This is a genomic window from Janthinobacterium sp. TND4EL3, from assembly GCF_900156175.1.
In the GTDB taxonomy this organism is placed as follows: Bacteria; Pseudomonadota; Gammaproteobacteria; order Burkholderiales; family Burkholderiaceae_D; genus Janthinobacterium.
Genome location: NZ_FTMV01000004.1, coordinates 1 through 19034 on the forward strand (window position 1 = coordinate 1; position 19034 = coordinate 19034).

Genomic DNA, 19034 nt, shown 5'->3' on the forward strand with positions numbered 1-19034 from the left:
TAATCGAGTTTGTGGACACAATCGATTTGTGTCTCAACCTCAAATCATGCTGGCAGGAGTAGTCGAGGTAAAGACGGCGCTGGCTTTACGCTTACGCCGTATCCAGTTATACCGGTGCATCAGATAGTGGCTGATGTTCCGTTGTGCTTCTTGTACCGTCACGTAACCAGTTGACGGTAGCCATTCCGTTTTGACGCTACGGAATAGTCGTTCCATCGGGGAGTTATCCCAACAATTTCGCCGCAGGCTCATACTCTGTAGTATCCGATAGCGCCACAAACGCTGACGGAATCCGCCCTGGCTACCTTGATCCGAATGAAACAGCAGCCCTTGCGGTCGACTTCGTTGCTCGTAAGCCATTTCTAGCGCTTGCGCAACAAGGTCGGCGTCGGGGCGTAGCGAGAATGCCCAACCCACCGCTCGGCGAGCGAACAAATCCAACACCACTGCCAAGTAATACCATCGGCCTTGCGCCCAGACATAGGTGATGTCCCCGCACCAGACCTGATTTTGCGCCTCCACTGTGAATTCACGATTGAGGTGGTTCGGAATATCGACCCGCTCCACCGTAGCCTGCTTATAGGCATGGTTGCCAGGCTGGTGTCAGCGAACAGGAATTGCCTGCTGCCGCCGCGCCCGCGCGCGCCAAGGCGGCGCGTCAGCCGCTGCCGGAACACCTGCTACTAACCCGACGAGATGGTTTGCGTATCTGGCGACGATTAAATCACCGACACAATCATTTTGAATCCTTAACTCGAATGGATATTTTTTGTTGCATTAATTCATGGTGTGGTAGGCAACTTTTTGGTAAGGGTTTCGTTGAGGGCATTCTTCAAGTTAATATCCGTCGAAATCGGCTATCCATGCGCATTTTCAGCCATGATTCGAATCCCCCTCTCTCATACACGGGCTGAGGTATTGTGCACGGTATAGGCCCTCACAGTCGAGAACGTGATCAAAACCGAGAATGTACGCCCTTGGCGTGTGAAGCTACTCGCGCAGCAGGCAGCAGTTGCTCGATTCGACGAAGGCCGGGCCAGTATGGCCGCCCCTTCAACTTCCTCGATAGGTTATGAAATTATGCCAACGAGGCCCCCAATAGGTTTCTACGGCGCCCAACGCATCAGTCCATATCCGAATGGCAGGCCTAGCCCTAGGCAGCTGCTGGCTTCGCTGCCGCCGGCTTGCCCCCCGAGCGCGGTTTCAACGCTGCCTCTTTTTTTGCAACGCCACTCACCGTACCTCCCTTTCCAGACCCAACAGCCTCCGCCACCAGCCTCACCCCAAGCGCACCCAGTACGCGGGTCATGGTTTCCATGCGCGGCTGACTATTCGGGCGCAGTGCCTTGTACAGACTTTCGCGCCCCAGGCCAGCCGCCTTGGCGATTTCCGTCATGCCGCGCGCACGCGCGATATCGCCAATGGCGGCGGCAAATATGGCGGCGTCGTTGGTTGCCAGCGCTTGCGTGATGTAGGCGGCGGCGGCCTCATCGCTGGTGATGTATTCCGCTGGGTCGAAGTCTTGCAGATCCAGCCCTTCGAGGTCGGACAGCGTGATGTTGTGCTCAGTCATGATGCACCTCCTGTATTGTTTCGGGTCGCTATTGTTTTGTCGGTTTGGCGACGGTTTTCTCTGCGGCAGACTTCTTCAAATCGTTGACCATTTGCCTGGCCTTCTTGATGTCGGCAGCCTGGGTGCTCTTGTTGCCTCCCACGAGCAACACAATCACGTAGCCTTCAACTTCAATGAAGTAGACACGCCAACCTGGCCCTACATCAATGCGCAGTTCACGCACGCCACCACCAACTGCCTTCACGTCACCCAGCCCGTTTTCCAACCGGACAATGTGCTGAGCGATGATTGCCTTTGTCTTGGCATCCTTGATATCGGACAACCAGTCGCTGAAGTGCTTGGTTTTTTTGACCGTCTTCAGGGAATCATTGTATTCATTCGAATACAGATACGCAATCAAATTTGCGTAACCCTTACTCCCCCGCAAACCTTATCCCATCTCAACCCCCTCACAGTTTCCTGCATGTATCGTAAGCCTCTCCCACCAAGCCCGGAAAGCCCCATGTCCTACACCTATACCAAAGTCACCGACCTGGAAAAAACCGCCATGGTGGGCAACCATCAATGCGTGGCGCTGGTTCGTCTGTACGCGGGCGCCCCAGCTACCCTGACCTGGAAGCAGGGCGAGGCGGTGCTGGGGAACTGTTTGCTGCGCAAGGGCACGGCCATTGCCACGTTTGTCAACGGCAAGTATGCGAATCAACAACATGGCAATCACGCGGCCCTGTATATGGGGCAGGCGCTGGACGGCATCCTTGTCATGGATCAGTGGAAGGACAAGCGCCCGCCTCTCGTGACGTCGCGGACCTTGCGTTCCAAAGGCCGCTACAAGAATGGCTTGTATATCGATCCCAGCAACAATGCCGACGCTTTTTTCGTCATCGAATAGGGGAGCATCCGTGCAACGTCAACGTTGCTTGAACGGCATCGCCTGCTGCCTAATGCCTGTGTTCGCGCAGGCGGCGATGCCCGCCGCCCACGCTTGCCCGGACAGCGTGCCCGAGGCATCGATCAGCCTGAACGCCGTGCCGGCCGGCTGGACGCCGTATATCGGCGGCCCGCTCTACCTGAGTGCCGCGGCGCCGATCGACGGCGCGCCGGCGCGCAGGGGACAGCTCGTACCCAGCGGAGAGCGCAGGAAGAAAGGGCAAACGACGCTCAGCTACCGGCTGGAAGGCCGCTATCCAGACGGTAAATGGCTGCAATGCAGCTATGGCGTGCATGGCGAAGTCACGCTGTCGAGGAGAATGGACGACAGCATCAGCCTGTGCGAATTTACCTACAGGAAAGGCCGCAAGGCGGGGCAGAACGAGATCGATATCGATTGCAGTTAGCCTCGGCGCTATCGCATTTGCGGTATGTCAATAAAGCATAAACAATGCCGCTCAGCCTGCACTGAGCGGCATTCTTCGCTTGCGGTTTGGGCGCTGTATGGAGGAATCAGCAAGAACTCACAAACGGCCTAGATATTTCCTGCCCTCGGTAGCCATTTTTATGCCAATTTTATTGCCCATGAGAAAATTTTATAATATATTGACAGCACAAGATGCCGTATAAGTAATATTTTCAAATACCTAAGGTGGACCAATTGAAAAAAATAGTAATCGCTCTGTTATTCGTGCCTGTGTTTTCCATAGGGCAAAATCTTTCTTGGACGCAAGCATCGGCTACAGCTTGTTATCAGGGTAAGAGCACTAAAAGCGAACTGCTGGAAGCCGTTGCTTGTCTCAAGAGTAACCCGGCTGCGGGTTCTGCCATCGTCAAGGAGTTCAGGAAGGCAAAGTCTGAGTTGCCAGCGGTCGATGCTGAAGTCACCGCCGCGCTCAATGATCTGGAACGGCAAAAGAATAGCCGTCTTTACATTAGCTATTTTTCTGATAATAAATCCCCCAAGCTGATGCTGGTAGAAAGCGTTACCTTGGGTGGCCAGCGGACGCAGGAAGTGTTTGATCTTGCTGCACTGGATATAAAATTTACGCACACATCGGCCATGCTGGGGAAGGATAAAACAGTGGATTGGAAGCAGGTCCGCTCCTTCCATTATCAGCAATCGGGAAATGTACGTGGCATCGGTAAATTGCTTACCACGCTGGTCGATAATACTCAGTTCATCGATAAAAGTTATCAGGGCCGCTACCCATTTAAAGAGCATGAATCCACTGATTATTGGCGCGCCATTACTCAGTTCAATGGGACTACCTATCCTGGTAAAAATAGAAATGACTCCCTGCTGCTTGGCCAGGACGATTTGTCCAGCTTTGAAGTAACCTTCCTGACTGAAGAGGATGGAAAGCAGCAAATTGCCAAATTCGAAGAGGCGATTTTGGCGCAACAGAAGCAGAAAGAACAGGCTGAACGGGTTGCGGCAGAGAAATTCAGAATTGCATCTGAAAAAGAGACCGAGCGGAAGGCAAAATTGTTGGCGGAGATGTCAACGGCAAAGCGTGGCTCAGAGGATTCGTGCAAGCGACTGGAGTTTGGTACCTACATGGTCAAATTGGATCCAGATTCTGTCGACATTGATTGTCAATTTGGCGGCAAGATCAATTTGACAGACCTGAAAAGTGCAGGCTGGCTAGTTGTCAACAAGCAGAAAGATAGCGAAGGTATTGTGCGAGAATATTATATTCGCAAGGCTCGTTAACATTGCATTGTTGAGCTTTTGACTGCGGCAAGCGCACAGTGAACGATGACTGTCAGGCCCATCACCGGGCTGCTGCCGCCCGCCCGTAGCGCAAACGCAAAAAAGCCCGCCGAAGCGGGCTTTTGTCACTCCACAGTCAAGCCAAAAGCTCAGAACTGGTTCATCGTGTTGTCTTTACCGGCAGCTTTGAGCGCTGCTTCGCCGCTGAAGTAATCCTTGTGATCGTCGCCGATGTCCGAGCCGGACATGTTTTGATGTTTCACGCAGGCGATGCCCTGGCGGATTTCCTTGCGCTGTACACCGGCCACGTAGCCCAGCATGCCCTGGTCGCCGAAGTATTCCTTGGCCAGGTTGTCGGTCGACAAGGCGGCCGTGTGGTAGGTCGGCAGGGTGATCAGGTGGTGGAAGATGCCGGCTTCGCGGGCCGAGTCGGCCTGGAAGGTGCGGATCTTTTCGTCGGCCGCCAATGCCAGTTCCGTCTGGTCGTATTCCACGCTCATCAGCTGGGCGCGTTCGTAGGCGGACACATCCTTGCCTGCGGCTTTCATCGCGTCGTAGACCTGCTGGCGGAAGTTCAGGGTCCAGTTGAACGACGGGCTGTTGTTGTACACCAGCTTGGCGTTCGGGATGACCTTGCGGATTTCGCTGACCATGCCGCCGATTTGCGCGATATGCGGTTTTTCCGTTTCGATCCACAGCAGGTCGGCGCCGTTTTGCAGCGAGGTGATGCAATCGAGGACGCAACGCTCTTCGCCGGAACCGGCGCGGAACTGGAACAGGTTGCTCGGCAGGCGTTTTGGACGCAGCAGCTTGCCTTCGCGCTTGATGATGACGTCGCCATTGCCCAGCGCGTCGGCCGACACTTCTTCGCAGTCGAGGAAGGAATTGTATTGGTCGCCCAGGTCGCCTGGTTCATTCGTCACGGCGATCTGCTTGGTCAGGCCGGCGCCCAGGGAGTCCGTGCGGGCGACGATGATGCCGTCGTCCACGCCCAGTTCCAGGAAGGCGTAGCGGATGGCGCGGATCTTGGCCAGGAAGTCTTCGTGCGGCACCGTGACTTTGCCGTCCTGGTGGCCGCATTGTTTCTCGTCGGACACCTGGTTTTCGATCTGGATGCAGCAAGCGCCCGCTTCGATGAACTGTTTTGCCAGCAAATAGGTTGCTTCGGCATTGCCGAAACCGGCGTCGATGTCGGCGATGATGGGCACGACGTGGGTGACGTGGCCGTCGATCTTGGCCTGGATGGCTTGCTTCTCAGCACCTTGGGCCGCGTCCAACTGGCGGAACAGGCCGCCCAGTTCGCGGGCATCGGCCTGGCGCAGGAAAGTGTACAGCTCTTTGATCAGTGCCGAGACGGCGGTTTTTTCATGCATCGACTGGTCCGGCAGCGGGCCGAACTCGGAGCGCAGGGCGGCGACCATCCAGCCGGACAGGTAGAGGTAGCGGCGGTCGGTGCTGTTGAAGTGCTTCTTGATCGAGATCATCTTCTGTTGACCGATGAAACCATGCCAGCAACCGAGCGACTGGGTGTACTTGGATGGGTCCGCATCGTAGGCAGCCATGTCGTTACGCATGATCTTCGCCGTGTACTTGGCGATGTCCAGGCCCGTCTTGAATTTGTTCTGGGCGCGCATGCGGGCGGCGGACTCGGGATTGATGGCGTTCCATGCGCTGCCTTGTTGGTCTTTCAAACCAGCAACAGCCTTGATGTCGTCTTGATATTGGGACATGTGAATCTCCTAAAAAGAAAAGCTATGTTTGAGAAAATCGCCGAGTGCGCCACAACGTCTTGTCGAAGCAAACTGCATGACTAAATAGTAGGCCGATTCGCGCTGATCTTCAAGTCTTATATAAGACATATAACTTAAATTAAGTCTTTGTTTTTCAACGGTTTAATTATTATTTTTCATGATGTGAAATGAATTTTCAAAAAGTGAGAGAATTAATTGATGAGTCCGCTGTTCGAAATTTCGCGATGTGAAACGTCTTTTCAGAATTTGGTGCAGCGCGACAAATCGGGGCGTAAAAAAAGCCACCCGAAGGTGGCCTGGGCCGCTGGCGGCTGATTTAACGTCCCACGGTCTGCCGCTGATCCTTGATGAACAGGGCCGTCAGCATGCCGATCACGCACACGCCGATCACGTAATAGGCGGGGCCCAGCACGTTGTTCTTCAGCATCAGGGTCACGACCACGGGCGTCAGGCCGCCGAATATCGCATACGACAAGTTGTAGGAAAACGACAGTCCCGAGAAACGCACCTGGGCCGGGAATGCTTGCACCAGCACGTAGGGCACGGCGCCGACGACGCCGACGAACAGGCCCGTCATCGCGTACAGGGGCAGCAGCAGGTCGGGGCGGCTGCCTATCGTCGTGTAGAAGATATAGGTACTGATGGCCAGCAGCACGGAGCCGATGAAGATCACGCGCTTGCCGCCCAGGCGGTCGGCCAGCATGCCGGCGATGATGCAGCCGAAGGCCAGGCACAGGGTCGCCACGGTATTGGCGACCAAGGTGGTGCGCGGGGCGATGTGGTGGATCTTTTGCAGCAGGGCGGGCGTCATCAAAATGACGACGACGATGCCGGCCGACAGCATCCACGTCAGCAGCATCGATACGACGACGGCGCCGCGGTGGCTGCGCAGCACGGATTTCAAAGGCATTTCCGTGGCCAGCGCCTTGCGCTGCTGCATTTCCGCGAAGACCGGGGTTTCATGCAGCCAGCGGCGCAGATACATGGCGCCAAAGCCGAAGATACCGCCCAGCAAGAACGGATAGCGCCAGGCGCCGTCGGTGATTTCTGCCGGCGTGTAGACGGTATTCAATCCCGTCGCCACGAGCGAACCGAGCAGGATGCCCACCGTCAGGCCGGCCGTCAGCACGCCGCAGGCAAAGCCCGTGAAACGGCTCGGTACGTGTTCGGACACAAACACCCAGGCGCCCGGCACTTCGCCGCCCACGGCCGCGCCCTGGAAGACGCGCATCAACAGCAGCAGCAGCGGTGCCGCCAGACCGATGCTGGCGTAGGTGGGCAGCAGGCCGATCAGCAGGGTCGGCACGGCCATCATCAGGATGGAGAGGGTAAACATGCGCTTGCGGCCGAGCAAGTCGCCGAAGTGCGCCATGACGATGCCGCCCAGCGGACGCACGACGTAGCCGGCGGCGAAGATGCCGAAGGTTTGCAGCAAGCGCAGCCATTCCGGCATTTCCGGCGGGAAGAACAATTGGCCGATGGCGTTGGCAAAGAAGACGAAGATGATGAAATCGTAGAATTCCAGCGCGCCGCCGAGGGCGGCCAGCGACAGGGTCTTGTAGTCTTGCTGGGTGAGGGGACGGCTTGCGGCGTGGATGGCGGCGGTGTTGGAAGTAGGCATGTGTCTCGTTCTTGTGTGTTATCGGAGATTGCCCGATCTAGCATACGCATTTCCGCCGCGTGAGTAAATGCGGCGCGTACGGGGATCAGCCTCAGCTGTGCTTAATACAACGTCGCTATCATCAGCGTTGACTTCATTGGAAAGGACACAGTATGCACATCATGATCGTGGGCGCCAGCCGGGGCCTGGGACGCGCGCTGGTGGACGGTTTGCTCGCTGACGGGCATGCCGTCATCGGCGTATCGCGCCAGCAACCCGCCGACTTGCCTGCCGGCCCAGGTACACGGCTGCAATGGATCGCGGCGGACCTGGCCGTACCCGCCGAGGCCGTCGAACGCATCGCCCACGAAGCGCCCGCCGCGCTGGACGCGGTGATCTACAACCTGGGCATATGGGAAGAAAAGGCCTTCAGCGATGACTACGCTTTCCTCGGTGATGCGGACGACACCATCGTCGACATGGTCAATACCAACATCACGGCGACCATTCTGCTGCTCAAGCGCCTGGTGCCGCGCTTGCTAGGCAGCAACAAGCCGCAGCTGATACTCACGGGATCGACGTCCGGGCTGCGCCAGAGCGGCCGCCCGGAAGTGACGTTCAGCGCCTCGAAATTCGCCCTGAACGGCATCGCCGATGCCTTGCGTGAAGGTTTCCGCGCACAGGGGCTGGCCGTGACGGCGCTGCAGCTCGGTTATCTGAATACCTACGACGGCTTGTCCGTGCCGCTGGCGGACGCCGCCGCGCGGGGCGAAGGCGAGCTGGTTCCCGTGCATGACGTCGTCGCCGTCGTGCGTATGCTGCTGAGCTTGTCGAATGCTTCGTTCGTGCGCGAACTGGTGCTGCCGGCGCTGCGCGACGAGCGTTTTTAACTCCTAGGCGTCTGCGCCATAGACTTCGCTCCAGCCGAGACGCTCTTCCAGCCACTCATCCGCTTCGGACGAGTCCATGTGCAGCAGCAGCGCGCCCAGTCGCAGCTGGCCCTTGGCCAGGGCCAGCACGGCGAACACGGATTCGAGCATGACGGGGTCAAACTGGCCCTGCAGGTCGCGCGCGGCGATGGCGGGCAGTTGCGCCCAGGCCGCCTGGTAGCTGGCGGCCAGCCAGTCCGGCAGCGGCGGATTGTGCGGGCGGTGGCGCTCCAGCTCGATCAGGGCGATGAGCGCATAGAAATCTTCCTCGCGTGATTGTGCGTTGCCCAGCAGGTGGACGAGCTGGGGCACGGCCGCATACGAGGCGACGCCCACGTCGCCCTGGTGGTGCAGCTCTTCCCACAGCTCATGCCAGACATCCTCGCCCGCCTGCATGGCCTTGAGCGCCCCGGCCGCGTCGTAGGGCATGCGGTAGCCGCCTTCCAGGGTGGGCCAGATGGGATCGTCGAGTGATAGCAGCATGGGTTTTCTTCCTGATATAAACATGTCATGATGGTTGGCGCGCATGCGCAGACAGCTGGGTCTTACGGCTGTCCCAGCACGCCCGGGCAATGCTCGAACCAGCCATCGTCTTCTTCCTGGTCAATAAATGCCGTGATCAGCGCCTGCTGTGCGGGCGGCGCGGCGGCCAGCAGGGTGTTGAAGCAGCTAATCGCCGAGGCCTGGGGCGTGCCGGCGCCGTTGGCGATACCGACGAGAAAGTCGCCGGCCCAGTCGGGCAAGGTGGCGATCAGGCGCGGCAATTCGTGCAGCAGGGCGGTGCAATACGCGGTCTCGCCGAAACGCCAGGCGGCGCGGCTGGCTGTCTGGTAGGCGCCGTAATCGTGCTCGGCTTGAACTGACTGAACAATGGCCAGCGCGTAGTGCGCGCCTTCATTCCCCGTCAGCGCGTCAAGCATGGCGCAGTAGCGCTGGAAGCGCCGCTGGGCTTCATCGGGCGGCGTGACGGCGTCGCCATCCTGGATGATGTTGCCCACAATTAGCAATTCGGCTTTCCAGAGTTCAAAGGCGGTTGGCATGGCGGTGGCTGGCGAGAGTGGCGTCGGCCATGATTATGCCCCGTTCATCGGTATTTCAGCGTGCTGATTGAACATGCTACAGTCCGCTTTTGCCGCCAGCCTCGCGTGGCACTACCTGGATCAAGTTGATGCCCACCTGGACTTCCCCGCCCCAACTCGCCGCCCTGGCCGCTTTTTATGCGCGGGCGCAAGCCCATCCTGAAACGATCACTGACGCTGTCTTCCTGGACAACGTGAAAAACGCCCACTGGCCCACCAATTGCTGGAGTTACGTGGAAGCATCGTTCGCCATCATCGCGCACGCTTGCGTGCTGCGTCCGCATCTGAGCGCCGGGCTGATCGCATTCCCCATCGATGCCATGATCGCCGGCGGCCTGGAAGATGCGGGGCAAGTCATCGCCATCGGCCTGGACTGCGCCACGCGCGACGCGCCGTACGTGGAGGTGAGCGAGGAGGGCAGGCGCTGGCTGACGCAGGTGTGGCCGGGGCTGGGGGAGGTGGTCGGGACCGTTTTCCGGGCCAGGCTGCAGGCGGCGCTGGCCGATGAGGAGGAATAAGTGAAAGTCTTCGCGTGTCTGAATTGGCTACCTCAATATGCTGCATTATCAATCTTCGATGGAATATTCTGATTGCAATAATGTCGATCAACCAAGTAAGTGTTATTGTCTCAATGAAACTTACTTGTGGATGAATATATGGAATTTGAAGAGTGGATGATTTCCGAAGGCCTTTCGACATCAACCGCAGAAAAATATAGGAGTGCGATTGCTGGCCCTTTGACAACCTGGGCGCGAATGCACAGAATCGTTGAGGCGGACTCTTTGTACGAAATTGCCGATACGGATATTTTTGCATCTATTTCTGAGAAAATCGTAATCACGCCGGAGTTCGAAGATCGAAATTTACGTGGCCATGGTATGTACGCCGCGGCGTTGCGGAAGTATGCGGATTTTCTTGGCGAAACCTTGGCGGGGACCATAGTTGCAAACGGCCACTTTTCGAAGCAGATTTCTGCATTAGAGGTGACAGCTACTATACAGTCGGAATTCTCCCCTAAGGATCAGAATGATGCTCGTAACAAGGTGCTTCGGGAGATCGTTGTGCGGCGTGGGCAGCCGAAATTTCGGAAAGAACTTATAGAAGTGTATGGTGCCAAATGTGCGATCACAGGATGTGGTGTTTTATCAATACTTGAAGCGGCCCACATCACCCCCTATCTCGGTCCAGCTACAAATCTCAAGAAAAATGGCATCCTTCTTCGTGCAGACATCCATTCGCTATGGGATTTGGGATTGATTGCGATTCATCCGCACGACAATAGCATCGTTGTAAACGAAAGTATTGCAGATGAAACTTATCGAGTGTTGCAAGGAAAGACTCCTTTTGTGCCGCATGCTGAGGATAGTAAGCCGTCTGTTGCAGCAATTTATCAACAGTGGGAATTATTTCAGAATAAATCCGAATGAACGTATCAATACGTCCTGAATGGTCGGCTTTGCTTTTGTTTAACCGCGATTCAGTTTTCTCATTTCGTGCATCTGCTTGAACATATCCCTATGTTTCGAGCGCTGTCCTTTCAATCTTCTGCAGATCAGCATCTTTGCACTCACGCAGCATCCTCAGCCTCTTGACCCAGGATGATGGTTTACGTTAGGGTATACGTAACTACTTACATACATCCTTTCAACATGTCTTCCAATTTGCAAACCTATGGCTCGCTGATGCTGGCCAGCCGCCTGCGCCGTCTTTCCGATCAACTGTATGGCGGTGTCGATACCAGCTATCTGGCGGCCGGCGTCGAGCTGACGTCGCGTTGTTTTCCCTTGTTATTGCTGCTGCGCGACAATGGCCCCACGGCGATTACGGCCCTGGCCGCGCAGATCGGGCAGACGCATCCGGTGGTGGTGCAGCTGGGGCGCAAGCTGCTCGACGCGGGCGTCGTGGCGGAGCTGCCGGATGCCAAGGACGAGCGGCGCCGCCTGCTGGCGCTGTCCGACGCCGGGCAGGCCTTGCTGCGCAACATGGCGCCCCTGTGGGACGACGTGCGCGCCGCCGTCGATACGGTGTTCGAGCAGGGCACGCCGCAGCTGATGGCCAGCCTGGACCGGGCCGAAGCGCGCTTGCAGGCGCAAGGCTTTGGCGAGACCATCGCCGCTTGCCGGCGCCAGCGCGAGCGGGCCGCCGTGGAGATCATCGCGTACGACGCCCAGTACGCTGCCGACTTCAAGCGCCTCAATATCGCCTGGCTGGAGCGCTACTTTTATGTCGAGGCGCTCGATGACAAGGTGCTGTCCGATCCGCAACGCTCGATCCTCGACGATGGCGGGCAGATTTTCCTCGCGCGCCTGGACGGCAAGATCGTCGGCACCTGCGCCCTGATCCGCGCTGGCGACGCCAGCATCGAGCTGTCGAAGATGGCCGTCACGCCCGCATGCCAGGGCCTGGGCATTGCGCGCCGGCTGATCGAACGGGCTTTCGACGCCTTCGAGGCCAGCGGCGCACAACTGCTGTTCCTGGAGTCGAACAGCAAGCTGGCGCCCGCCATCCGCCTGTACGAAAGCAGCGGTTTTACCCACGTGGCGCGGCCGGCCGGCGACGCCCATTACCAGCGCGCCGACGTCTACATGGAATGGCAGGGCAGGTAGCACACGCCAGGGCGCCACGCGGCGCTCCCCATCGGCCGTCTCCCGCGTTACAATACGTGCTCCCATAACGGAACTTAGGTTCCACTATCGAGAGACGCCGACGCCGCATGCCTTCCTTCCCGATGCCCTTCCCGCAGATGATCGTTCCACCCGAGCCCACCCAGGCGCGCAGCAAGCAGGCCTTCGAGCGCCTGCTGCTGGTGGGGGAGCAGTTGCTGGCGGAAAACCGTTTCGATGAAATCGGCGTGGCCGACCTGGCCAAACTGGCGGAAACCTCGGTGGGCACGTTTTACCGTTTATTGGGCGACAAGGACACCCTGAGCCGCTTGCTGCTGCAGCGCTTTTTTTCCGACATGGTGGAAAAGGTCGAAACCCTGACGGAGCTGCGCCAGTGGGAAGGGCGCAGCCTGGAAGACTTCATCCGCGCCATGGTGACCATGTTCGTGGCCGTCAACACGGGCCGGCGCGGCGTGCTGCGCGCCCTGATCACGCGCTGTTCGCAGGATGCGCAATTCCGCGACAAGGTGCACCAGATCAATCATCTGATCTCGCAGCGCACGGTCGCCGTGCTGGCCAGCAAATCGTCCAGCATCCGCCACCCGAACCCCACGCAGGCGATGATGGTCGTACCGCCCGTGCTGCTGGGCATCCTGAACCAGCATACCTTGACGGGTTCGCTGTCCTTTTTGTCGGGCGCGGCACTCGAGGATGAACTGGTGCGTGTTGCTTTAAATTACCTGACTTGAGATATTTAGCGATTTAACTTGAAATCGGAATTCGGATTCCGTATTATGTTTTCCAACAGCAGGAAAACATATTCCTGCACCTGAACACAAAGCATGTTCAACAGCAAGGAGACAGAATGCGGCGTCACACGACATCCGATGTTCCATTGCATTACCTCGACCTGGGCAGGGAGCAGGGAGATCCCGCGCAGTCAGAGCCTATTTTTCTGTTGCACGGCCTCGGTTCCTGCGCCGAAGACTGGCGTCCGCAGATCGATGCCCTTGGCAGCAGCTATCGGCTGATCGTGCCCGACCTGCGCGGCCATGGCGCCAGTCCCGCGCCAAACGGCGATTGGCAGATCGGCGACTTCGCCAACGACCTTTTCAATTTGATGGACCAGCTCGACGTGCCGCGTGCGCACGTCGTCGGCTTTTCGCTGGGCGGCATGGTGGGCCTGGAAATGGCCAACCGCGCCCCGGGCAGGGTGGCCAGTTTGTGCCTGATCAACTCGCAACCGTTCCAGGGCAGCAAGCCCGCATCCTTGCTGTTTGCCTACTGGCTGCGCCGCACGGTGATCGCCACCTTCGGCCTGAAAGCCATGGGCAAGATCATCGGCAAGAAACTGTTTCCCGAGCCGGCCCAGCAGTCCCTCGTCGAGCGCTTCGCCACGCAGATGGCGGGCATGGACAAGCGCGCCTACCTGGCCGCGCTCGACGCCATCTTTCACTGGGATATCGACATCCATTTCCAGGCCCTGGCCATGCCCGTCCTCATCATGGCGGCCGACCAGGATTACACGCCCGTCGCCAGCAAGCGGGCTTTTGCCGCACAGATTCAGCATTGCGAGTTTGAAATCATCGCGAACTCGCGCCACGCCACGCCCCTGGACCAGGCGCAGCGTGTGAATACCTTGTTGCAGTCCTTCCTCGCCATACATTCAAAATAAACAGGCCACTTGCCGCACGGGCCGGGGCCGGAAAACAGTCATCGCAGGACGGGTGCACGCTTTTTGCGCGCGGGTACCGTTACGTCCTGTGATTCTGCAAACCGGCCGTCTTCCCTGGTGGTAAGCAAGCCTGACATTGGAGACGCTATGAAACTTGCTTTGAAATTGATGCCCGCCGCCCTCGCCGTTGCCGGCGCGTTTGCCACCCAGGCCCAGGCGCAGGAGGCCAGTCCGGCCACTGCTGTCAGCGCCCAGGAAGCCAGCGAAGCCAGCGACGCAAAAGAACGCATGGAAACCGTGACGGTCTCTGCCCGCCGCCGCGAAGAACGGCTGCAGGACGTGCCGCTGGCCGTCACGGCGTTTTCCGCCAAGGCCCTGGAACGGGCGAATATCCAGAACCTGGCCGACCTGCAGGAGCGCGTGCCGAACCTGACCGTGTACGCCTCGCGCGGCACCAACACCACCTTGACGGCCTTCATCCGCGGCGTGGGCCAGGCCGACCCCGTCTGGGGCGTGGACCCGGGCGTGGGCATTTATTTCGACGACGTCTACATGGCCCGCCCGCAAGGCGCGCTGCTCGACGTGTTCGACGTGCAGCGCATCGAAGTGCTGCGCGGCCCGCAAGGCACTTTATATGGCAAGAACACCATCGGCGGCGCCATCAAGTACATTTCGCGTCCGCTGGCGAAGGAAAACGGCGCCTCGGCGGAAGTGGGCCTCGGCAATTACAATCAGCGCAACTTCAAGGCCGCCTTCAACGTGGCCAACGAGAGCGGCACCTGGCGCGCGCGCCTGGCCGCTGCCAAGCTGGACCGCGATGGCTTCGGCCGCAACACGTTTAACGGCGAACAGGTCAGCGACCAGGACAGCACGGCCGCGCGCCTGTCCGTCGGCTACTTTCCGCAGGACATCCCGCTCACCGTCGTGCTGAGCGTGGACGCCACCGATGACGAATCGGGCGTGCGCGGTTTCCAGCGCATGGGTGTGAGCGCGTTTGACCCGCTCAAGCGTCCCGCCAGCACCAGCGCCTACGATATCCAGAGCGGCATGCCGGGCAACAACTTTACGCATAACCGGGGTGGCTCGCTGGTGGCCAACTACACCTTGTCGAACGACTGGTCCGTGAAAGTGATCGGCGCCAAGCGGCGTAGTTCCTCCGAGCAAACCATCGACTTCGACGGCTTGCCGCAGCCGATCGCCGACGTCTTCGGCGACTCGCGCGACGAGCAGAAAAGCCTGGAATTGCAGGCCTCGTACAGCGGCGACTATGGCGCCGGCGTGATCGGCCTGTACCGCTTCGAAGGCACGGCCGGAGGCGGCATCTACAACAACTTCCTGGGGCGCCAGTTCACGGCCGCCGTCAGCACGGTGGAGACGGACAGCACGGCGCTGTACACGGACTGGACCTGGCCGCTGGGCAAGGTGTGGAGCATCAATGCGGGCTTGCGCCACACGCGCGAGGAAAAGCGCGCCATCGTGCTCAACCGCGCTTTTGCCGACGTGGGCTTTACGCGGCCCATCCAGACGGCGGCCGACTTCGACAAGTCCTTGTCGGTGAGCAATACCTCGCCGAAAATTTCCGTGCGCTATGAAGCATCGAAGACGACGAATTTCTACAGCAACCTGTCGCGTGGCTTCAAGTCCGGCGGCTACAACGTGCGCGCCAACAACCTGGTGGTGCCCGATTCCGCGCGGCCCTACAAGGATGAAAAACTCGATGCGCTGGAAGTGGGCATGAAATACGCGGCGCCGGACGACACCTTCGACGCCAACGTGGCCCTGTTCTACAACCGCTACAAGGATATTCAATTGTCCGTCTTCACCAGCTATGTGCAGCCGGGCGGCGTGCCGGGCTTCTATGGCGACTTCACGAATGCGGGCAAGGGGACCGTGAAAGGCGCGGAGTTCGAGTTCTCGTGGCGGCCCAACCGCCAGTGGGAAGTCAACGGTTTCCTCGCCCTGCTCGATGCCGGCTATGACGAGTTCATGAGCGGCGGCAAGAACATTGCGGATACGCAAAAGTTCAGCAATACGCCGGCCCGGCAAGTGGGCTTGAACGTGACGCGCACGGACCGCGATGTGTTCGGCGGCGCCTTGCGCAGCATGGTCGGCTATGGCTACCGCAGCAAGGTGTATCCGACGACGGACTTGAGCGAAACCCTGGCGCAGGGCGGCTACAGCATCTGGACGGCCGGCGTCGTGTGGGAAGCGCCGAAGAACTGGACCTTCAGCCTGCATGGCAGCAACCTGGGCAACAAGCGCTACCGCACGGATGGCTACAACATTCCCGCCGTGTTCATCCTCGACGGTTTCTATGGTCCGCCGCGCCAGATCATCGCCAAGGCAGGCTACAAATTTTAAGGGCTTGTAGAAGTACCGGCTTGACGTGTATCAAGCCGGTTCCTTGTCGCTGTTTTCGTCGTGAATAATAATCAGGAGACTGGCATGGCACATCTGCATCAGCAACTGCGTCATTTGTTTTTCGCATTCATCGCCGCCTGCGGCTTGCTGGCCGCGCTGCCGGCTGCCGCCGGGCAATGGGACTTCGGCCTGTACGCGAGCCTGTGGGGCTCGCGCGAATACCAGGTCTGGCTGCCGAGCAATTACAATCCGAATACCCCGCTGCCCGTCGTGCTGATGCTGCATGGCTGCGGTTCCGAGCCGAACAGCATGGCCGCCGTCAGCCGCTATAACGAGCTGGCCGACAGTGAAAACTTCATCGTCGTCTACCCGCGCCAGAACGTCACGGCCAACCCCATGCGCTGCTGGAATTTCATGTTACCGCTGAACCAGGAGCGGGGCACGGGCGAGCCGGCCGTGCTGATGGGCATCTTGAACAAGGTCAAGAGCAAATATGCGGTGCAGGACAGCCGCGTGTACGTGACGGGCATCTCGGCCGGCGGCGCCATGGCGTCCATCATGGCCGCCTGCTACTCCGACGTGTTCGCCGCCGTGATGGTGCATTCGGGCGGCATGTACAAGGGGGCCATCGGCATGGTCACGGCCGCCGATTCGCTGTTCAACGGCAGCTCCTTCGACCCGAAAGTGCGGGGCAAGGATGCGTGGCGCTGCTCCGGTTCGCCGCGTCGGCTGATGCCGACGATGGTGTTCCACGGTACTTCCGACATCGTCGTCAACCCCGTCAACGGCGAACAGACCATCGAACAATTCCTGCAGACCAGCGATGTTGGCGACGATGGCCTCGACAATGACAGCGTGCGCTACCGTGCCGACAGCATCGTGCGCCAGACGGTGCCATACGGCCGCAGCTACGTCATTGACACCTACCTGCACAACGGCGCCGTCATCGCGCAAAAGTACACGGTCGAGGGCATGAACCACGCGTGGAGCGGCGGTCCACCGGGCTGGCCCTTCAGCGATGAACTGGGGCCGGACGCCACCGTCATCAGCTGGAATTTCTTCAAGAATTACCAGCGCTGATGCCGCGAGGAAATTGCAGCTTGTACAATGGGGCGCAGCGATTGCGCCCCATTTTTTATGCCTGTGAAAGATCCCATGCCTGCTTGCCGTTTGCCGTCCTGTCTTGCCCTTGTATTGCTGTCCGCCTGCGCCGGCGGCCCGTCCGCGCCATCGGCTGCCTACACGCAAGCGTTCGAGCGTGCCGCCCAGCAAGACAGCATGCGCAGCGAGTGCGACTGGAACGTGCGCTATGCCCCCGTCGCCCCCAAGGACGCCAGCGTGGCGCAACTGCAGGCCATCGCCACGGCGCGCCTGGCGGCTTTGCAGCTGACGCCTGTCTGGACCTTGTCCATGCCCGGCAGCGAGGCGCACGCCTTCGTTGATTCGGCGCAAGACCGTGCCGGGCTGCAATTGCTGCTCAGCATCGTCCTGCCGGCCATGGAGCGCTACCCGGCCGGCGTCTTCGCGCGCACGGGCTTGCGCCACGTCGTGCTGGTGAAAGACTTGAGCGTGGACGGCCAGCGCCGCCTGGCCATGCCGGCGCCGGAAATCGACAGCGTCGTGTATGCCGACAACCTGCTGGCCGCCCTATGTCCCGCCGGCATGGAATTGCGCGTGCACCACGAGTACTACCACTTCATCGAATACCGGCTGTTCAACGATTTTTATTACCGCGACCCCGCCTGGCTGGCCCTGAACCCGCCCGGCACGGCCTACGGCCAGGGTGGCGCCACGGCCTACGGCAAGGGTTTCCAGAACCTGGGGCACCCGCAGCCCGCCCTGGTGAGCCTGTACGCCGCCTACGGCCCCGAGGAAGACAAGGCGGAAGTGTTCGGCTGGATGATGACGCCCGCGTATGCGTTGCGGCTGCAGCAGTGGACGGCATTTGATCCGGCCTTGCTGGCGAAGCGGCAATTGTTGATGGATGTATTGCGCAGCAAGACAGATTCTTACTAAATATCAAGTCTGTTTCGCCTTGGCCACCTTGCGCACGTCCTGACAGGCCGTCCGCCCGGCATTTCCTGGTAACTATATAATCGGCGCTTGGGCGATACCCGCCCCTGAACGTCGATTGAAGGAATGCCATGCCAGGATATTTCATGCGCTCTGTCGCGCTTTTTACCGTATCGGTCGTGTGCATCTCCGCCAGCGCCGCCGAGGCCGTGGGGGTGGATGCGCAGCAGCGCGCGTCCTTGCTGGCATTTTATGCGCAGCAGTATCCGGGCGAACCGGCGGCGCGCACCGTGTTCGAGAGCGTGCCCATCGTGGGGGGCCGCGGCAGCGAAGTGGTGGGCAGCGTGGAAACGCCGCCGTATCGCGGTCATGGCGCGCTGTGCCGTACGCAGCGCACCAAGTTCGTGCTGCATGGCACTGGCTGGCAAGAGGCGGGCATGGAATACTTCGCCTGGCTCGACCGTGGCGCGTGCCGCCCCGTGGCCGAACCCGTGCGCATGTTGCAACGGATACCCGATGTGGAACTGGAAGGCGTCTTGCTGTACCAGAAGCCGCTGCTGGAACGCGCGCGATTATTGATGGCGGGTAACACGGCCTGCGCGCCGCTGCGGGCGCTGAAGTTTACGCTGGCGGCCGTCGACGTGGGCGCCGCCGCCCCGCGTGCCGAGGAGCGCTATGCGCTCGTGTTCAAGAGCGACCGCGACAGCTACGCCCGCATCTGGCTGCGCAAGAGCGGCGCCCAGTATGACGCCTGGAATGTGACTTGCCCTCCAGTGCTGTAAACTGCTCGCCCTTTGCCCGATTTT

The 19034-nt window shown here is 59.5% G+C and carries 19 protein-coding genes and 1 pseudogene; 13 read left to right on the forward strand and 7 right to left on the reverse strand.

Annotated features, from left to right (window positions below; genetic code table 11):
• Positions 1-96: 96 nt before the first annotated feature.
• The 3 genes and pseudogenes from BXA07_RS08150 to BXA07_RS08160 all read right to left on the reverse strand — a co-directional run.
• Positions 97-600 (reverse strand): annotated as a pseudogene (locus BXA07_RS08150) (IS3 family transposase); the annotation flags it as partial.
• A 553-nt stretch (positions 601-1153) separates the two neighbouring features.
• Complete coding sequence (locus BXA07_RS08155) at positions 1154-1573, reverse strand: addiction module antidote protein (RefSeq protein WP_076567187.1); 420 nt, start codon at positions 1571-1573, stop codon at positions 1154-1156.
• Between the two features lie 28 nt (positions 1574-1601).
• Positions 1602-1973 (reverse strand): type II toxin-antitoxin system RelE/ParE family toxin, encoded by a 372-nt coding sequence (locus BXA07_RS08160; RefSeq protein ID WP_244556222.1) that lies wholly within the window; start codon positions 1971-1973, stop codon positions 1602-1604.
• Between the two features lie 102 nt (positions 1974-2075).
• Here BXA07_RS08160 and BXA07_RS08165 point away from each other — a divergent pair, with 102 nt between their 5' ends.
• From BXA07_RS08165 to BXA07_RS08175, 3 genes are all read left to right on the forward strand, one after another.
• Positions 2076-2462 (forward strand): BPSL0067 family protein, encoded by a 387-nt coding sequence (locus tag BXA07_RS08165; RefSeq protein ID WP_076567189.1) that lies wholly within the window; start codon positions 2076-2078, stop codon positions 2460-2462.
• Positions 2463-2472: 10 nt separating this feature from the next.
• On the forward strand, positions 2473-2907 hold the full coding sequence (locus BXA07_RS08170; RefSeq protein WP_139335482.1) for an STY0301 family protein: 435 nt from the start codon (positions 2473-2475) through the stop codon (positions 2905-2907).
• Between the two features lie 254 nt (positions 2908-3161).
• Positions 3162-4217: a hypothetical protein gene (locus BXA07_RS08175; protein ID WP_139335483.1), complete on the forward strand. Its 1056-nt coding sequence runs from the start codon at positions 3162-3164 to the stop codon at positions 4215-4217.
• A 149-nt stretch (positions 4218-4366) separates the two neighbouring features.
• On the opposite strand, the gene BXA07_RS08180 is transcribed toward BXA07_RS08175, so the two are convergent.
• A complete protein-coding gene (locus BXA07_RS08180; RefSeq protein ID WP_076567194.1) occupies positions 4367-5947 on the reverse strand; it encodes an isocitrate lyase in 1581 nt (526 codons plus the stop codon).
• 337 nt (positions 5948-6284) lie between these two features.
• Positions 6285-7589, reverse strand: coding sequence for an MFS transporter (locus BXA07_RS08185; protein WP_076567195.1), 1305 nt, complete (start codon positions 7587-7589; stop codon positions 6285-6287).
• Positions 7590-7741: 152 nt separating this feature from the next.
• On the opposite strand from BXA07_RS08185, the gene BXA07_RS08190 reads away from it, so the two are divergent.
• The gene (locus BXA07_RS08190) at positions 7742-8458 is read left to right on the forward strand and encodes an SDR family NAD(P)-dependent oxidoreductase (RefSeq protein ID WP_076567197.1); all 717 of its coding nucleotides are present in this window, start codon (positions 7742-7744) and stop codon (positions 8456-8458) included.
• A gap of 3 nt (positions 8459-8461) precedes the next feature.
• On the opposite strand, the gene BXA07_RS08195 is transcribed toward BXA07_RS08190, so the two are convergent.
• Together BXA07_RS08195 and BXA07_RS08200 are read right to left on the reverse strand one after the other, a co-directional pair.
• Entirely contained in the window at positions 8462-8980 is a 519-nt protein-coding gene (locus BXA07_RS08195; RefSeq protein ID WP_076567198.1) for a hypothetical protein, read from the reverse strand.
• A gap of 62 nt (positions 8981-9042) precedes the next feature.
• On the reverse strand, positions 9043-9537 hold the full coding sequence (locus BXA07_RS08200; protein ID WP_139335484.1) for a hypothetical protein: 495 nt from the start codon (positions 9535-9537) through the stop codon (positions 9043-9045).
• A gap of 128 nt (positions 9538-9665) precedes the next feature.
• On the opposite strand from BXA07_RS08200, the gene BXA07_RS08205 reads away from it, so the two are divergent.
• The 9 genes from BXA07_RS08205 to BXA07_RS08245 all read left to right on the forward strand — a co-directional run bounded on the left by BXA07_RS08205 (position 9666) and on the right by BXA07_RS08245 (position 19010).
• Positions 9666-10094, forward strand: coding sequence for a hypothetical protein (locus BXA07_RS08205; RefSeq protein ID WP_076567201.1), 429 nt, complete (start codon positions 9666-9668; stop codon positions 10092-10094).
• A gap of 138 nt (positions 10095-10232) precedes the next feature.
• Positions 10233-11003: an HNH endonuclease gene (locus BXA07_RS08210; protein WP_076567203.1), complete on the forward strand. Its 771-nt coding sequence runs from the start codon at positions 10233-10235 to the stop codon at positions 11001-11003.
• Between the two features lie 222 nt (positions 11004-11225).
• On the forward strand, positions 11226-12182 hold the full coding sequence (locus tag BXA07_RS08215; RefSeq protein WP_076567204.1) for a bifunctional helix-turn-helix transcriptional regulator/GNAT family N-acetyltransferase: 957 nt from the start codon (positions 11226-11228) through the stop codon (positions 12180-12182).
• Between the two features lie 107 nt (positions 12183-12289).
• Entirely contained in the window at positions 12290-12928 is a 639-nt protein-coding gene (locus BXA07_RS08220) for a TetR/AcrR family transcriptional regulator (protein ID WP_076567206.1), read from the forward strand.
• A 116-nt stretch (positions 12929-13044) separates the two neighbouring features.
• Positions 13045-13854 carry an alpha/beta fold hydrolase gene (locus BXA07_RS08225; protein ID WP_083708104.1) on the forward strand — a complete coding sequence of 270 codons (810 nt, stop codon included), beginning with the start codon at positions 13045-13047 and terminating at the stop codon, positions 13852-13854.
• A 147-nt stretch (positions 13855-14001) separates the two neighbouring features.
• Positions 14002-16215: a TonB-dependent receptor gene (locus BXA07_RS08230; RefSeq protein ID WP_139335485.1), complete on the forward strand. Its 2214-nt coding sequence runs from the start codon at positions 14002-14004 to the stop codon at positions 16213-16215.
• Positions 16216-16299: 84 nt separating this feature from the next.
• Positions 16300-17295 (forward strand): extracellular catalytic domain type 1 short-chain-length polyhydroxyalkanoate depolymerase, encoded by a 996-nt coding sequence (locus BXA07_RS08235; protein WP_076567209.1) that lies wholly within the window; start codon positions 16300-16302, stop codon positions 17293-17295.
• Positions 17296-17370: 75 nt separating this feature from the next.
• The gene (locus tag BXA07_RS08240) at positions 17371-18231 is read left to right on the forward strand and encodes a hypothetical protein (RefSeq protein ID WP_139335486.1); all 861 of its coding nucleotides are present in this window, start codon (positions 17371-17373) and stop codon (positions 18229-18231) included.
• Between the two features lie 143 nt (positions 18232-18374).
• Complete coding sequence (locus BXA07_RS08245) at positions 18375-19010, forward strand: hypothetical protein (RefSeq protein ID WP_139335487.1); 636 nt, start codon at positions 18375-18377, stop codon at positions 19008-19010.
• Positions 19011-19034 lie beyond the last annotated feature (24 nt).

Coding starts and splice junctions, on each gene's coding strand:
- BXA07_RS08155 (WP_076567187.1), bottom strand. CDS start 1,573: ATGACTGAGCACAACATCACGCTGTCCGACCTCGAAGGGCTGGATCTG.
- BXA07_RS08165 (WP_076567189.1), top strand. CDS start 2,076: ATGTCCTACACCTATACCAAAGTCACCGACCTGGAAAAAACCGCCATG.
- BXA07_RS08180 (WP_076567194.1), bottom strand. CDS start 5,947: ATGTCCCAATATCAAGACGACATCAAGGCTGTTGCTGGTTTGAAAGAC.
- BXA07_RS08185 (WP_076567195.1), bottom strand. CDS start 7,589: ATGCCTACTTCCAACACCGCCGCCATCCACGCCGCAAGCCGTCCCCTC.
- BXA07_RS08190 (WP_076567197.1), top strand. CDS start 7,742: ATGCACATCATGATCGTGGGCGCCAGCCGGGGCCTGGGACGCGCGCTG.
- BXA07_RS08195 (WP_076567198.1), bottom strand. CDS start 8,980: ATGCTGCTATCACTCGACGATCCCATCTGGCCCACCCTGGAAGGCGGC.
- BXA07_RS08200 (WP_139335484.1), bottom strand. CDS start 9,537: ATGCCAACCGCCTTTGAACTCTGGAAAGCCGAATTGCTAATTGTGGGC.
- BXA07_RS08205 (WP_076567201.1), top strand. CDS start 9,666: ATGCCCACCTGGACTTCCCCGCCCCAACTCGCCGCCCTGGCCGCTTTT.
- BXA07_RS08210 (WP_076567203.1), top strand. CDS start 10,233: ATGGAATTTGAAGAGTGGATGATTTCCGAAGGCCTTTCGACATCAACC.
- BXA07_RS08215 (WP_076567204.1), top strand. CDS start 11,226: ATGTCTTCCAATTTGCAAACCTATGGCTCGCTGATGCTGGCCAGCCGC.
- BXA07_RS08220 (WP_076567206.1), top strand. CDS start 12,290: ATGCCTTCCTTCCCGATGCCCTTCCCGCAGATGATCGTTCCACCCGAG.
- BXA07_RS08225 (WP_083708104.1), top strand. CDS start 13,045: ATGCGGCGTCACACGACATCCGATGTTCCATTGCATTACCTCGACCTG.
- BXA07_RS08230 (WP_139335485.1), top strand. CDS start 14,002: ATGAAACTTGCTTTGAAATTGATGCCCGCCGCCCTCGCCGTTGCCGGC.
- BXA07_RS08235 (WP_076567209.1), top strand. CDS start 16,300: ATGGCACATCTGCATCAGCAACTGCGTCATTTGTTTTTCGCATTCATC.
- BXA07_RS08240 (WP_139335486.1), top strand. CDS start 17,371: ATGCCTGCTTGCCGTTTGCCGTCCTGTCTTGCCCTTGTATTGCTGTCC.
- BXA07_RS08245 (WP_139335487.1), top strand. CDS start 18,375: ATGCGCTCTGTCGCGCTTTTTACCGTATCGGTCGTGTGCATCTCCGCC.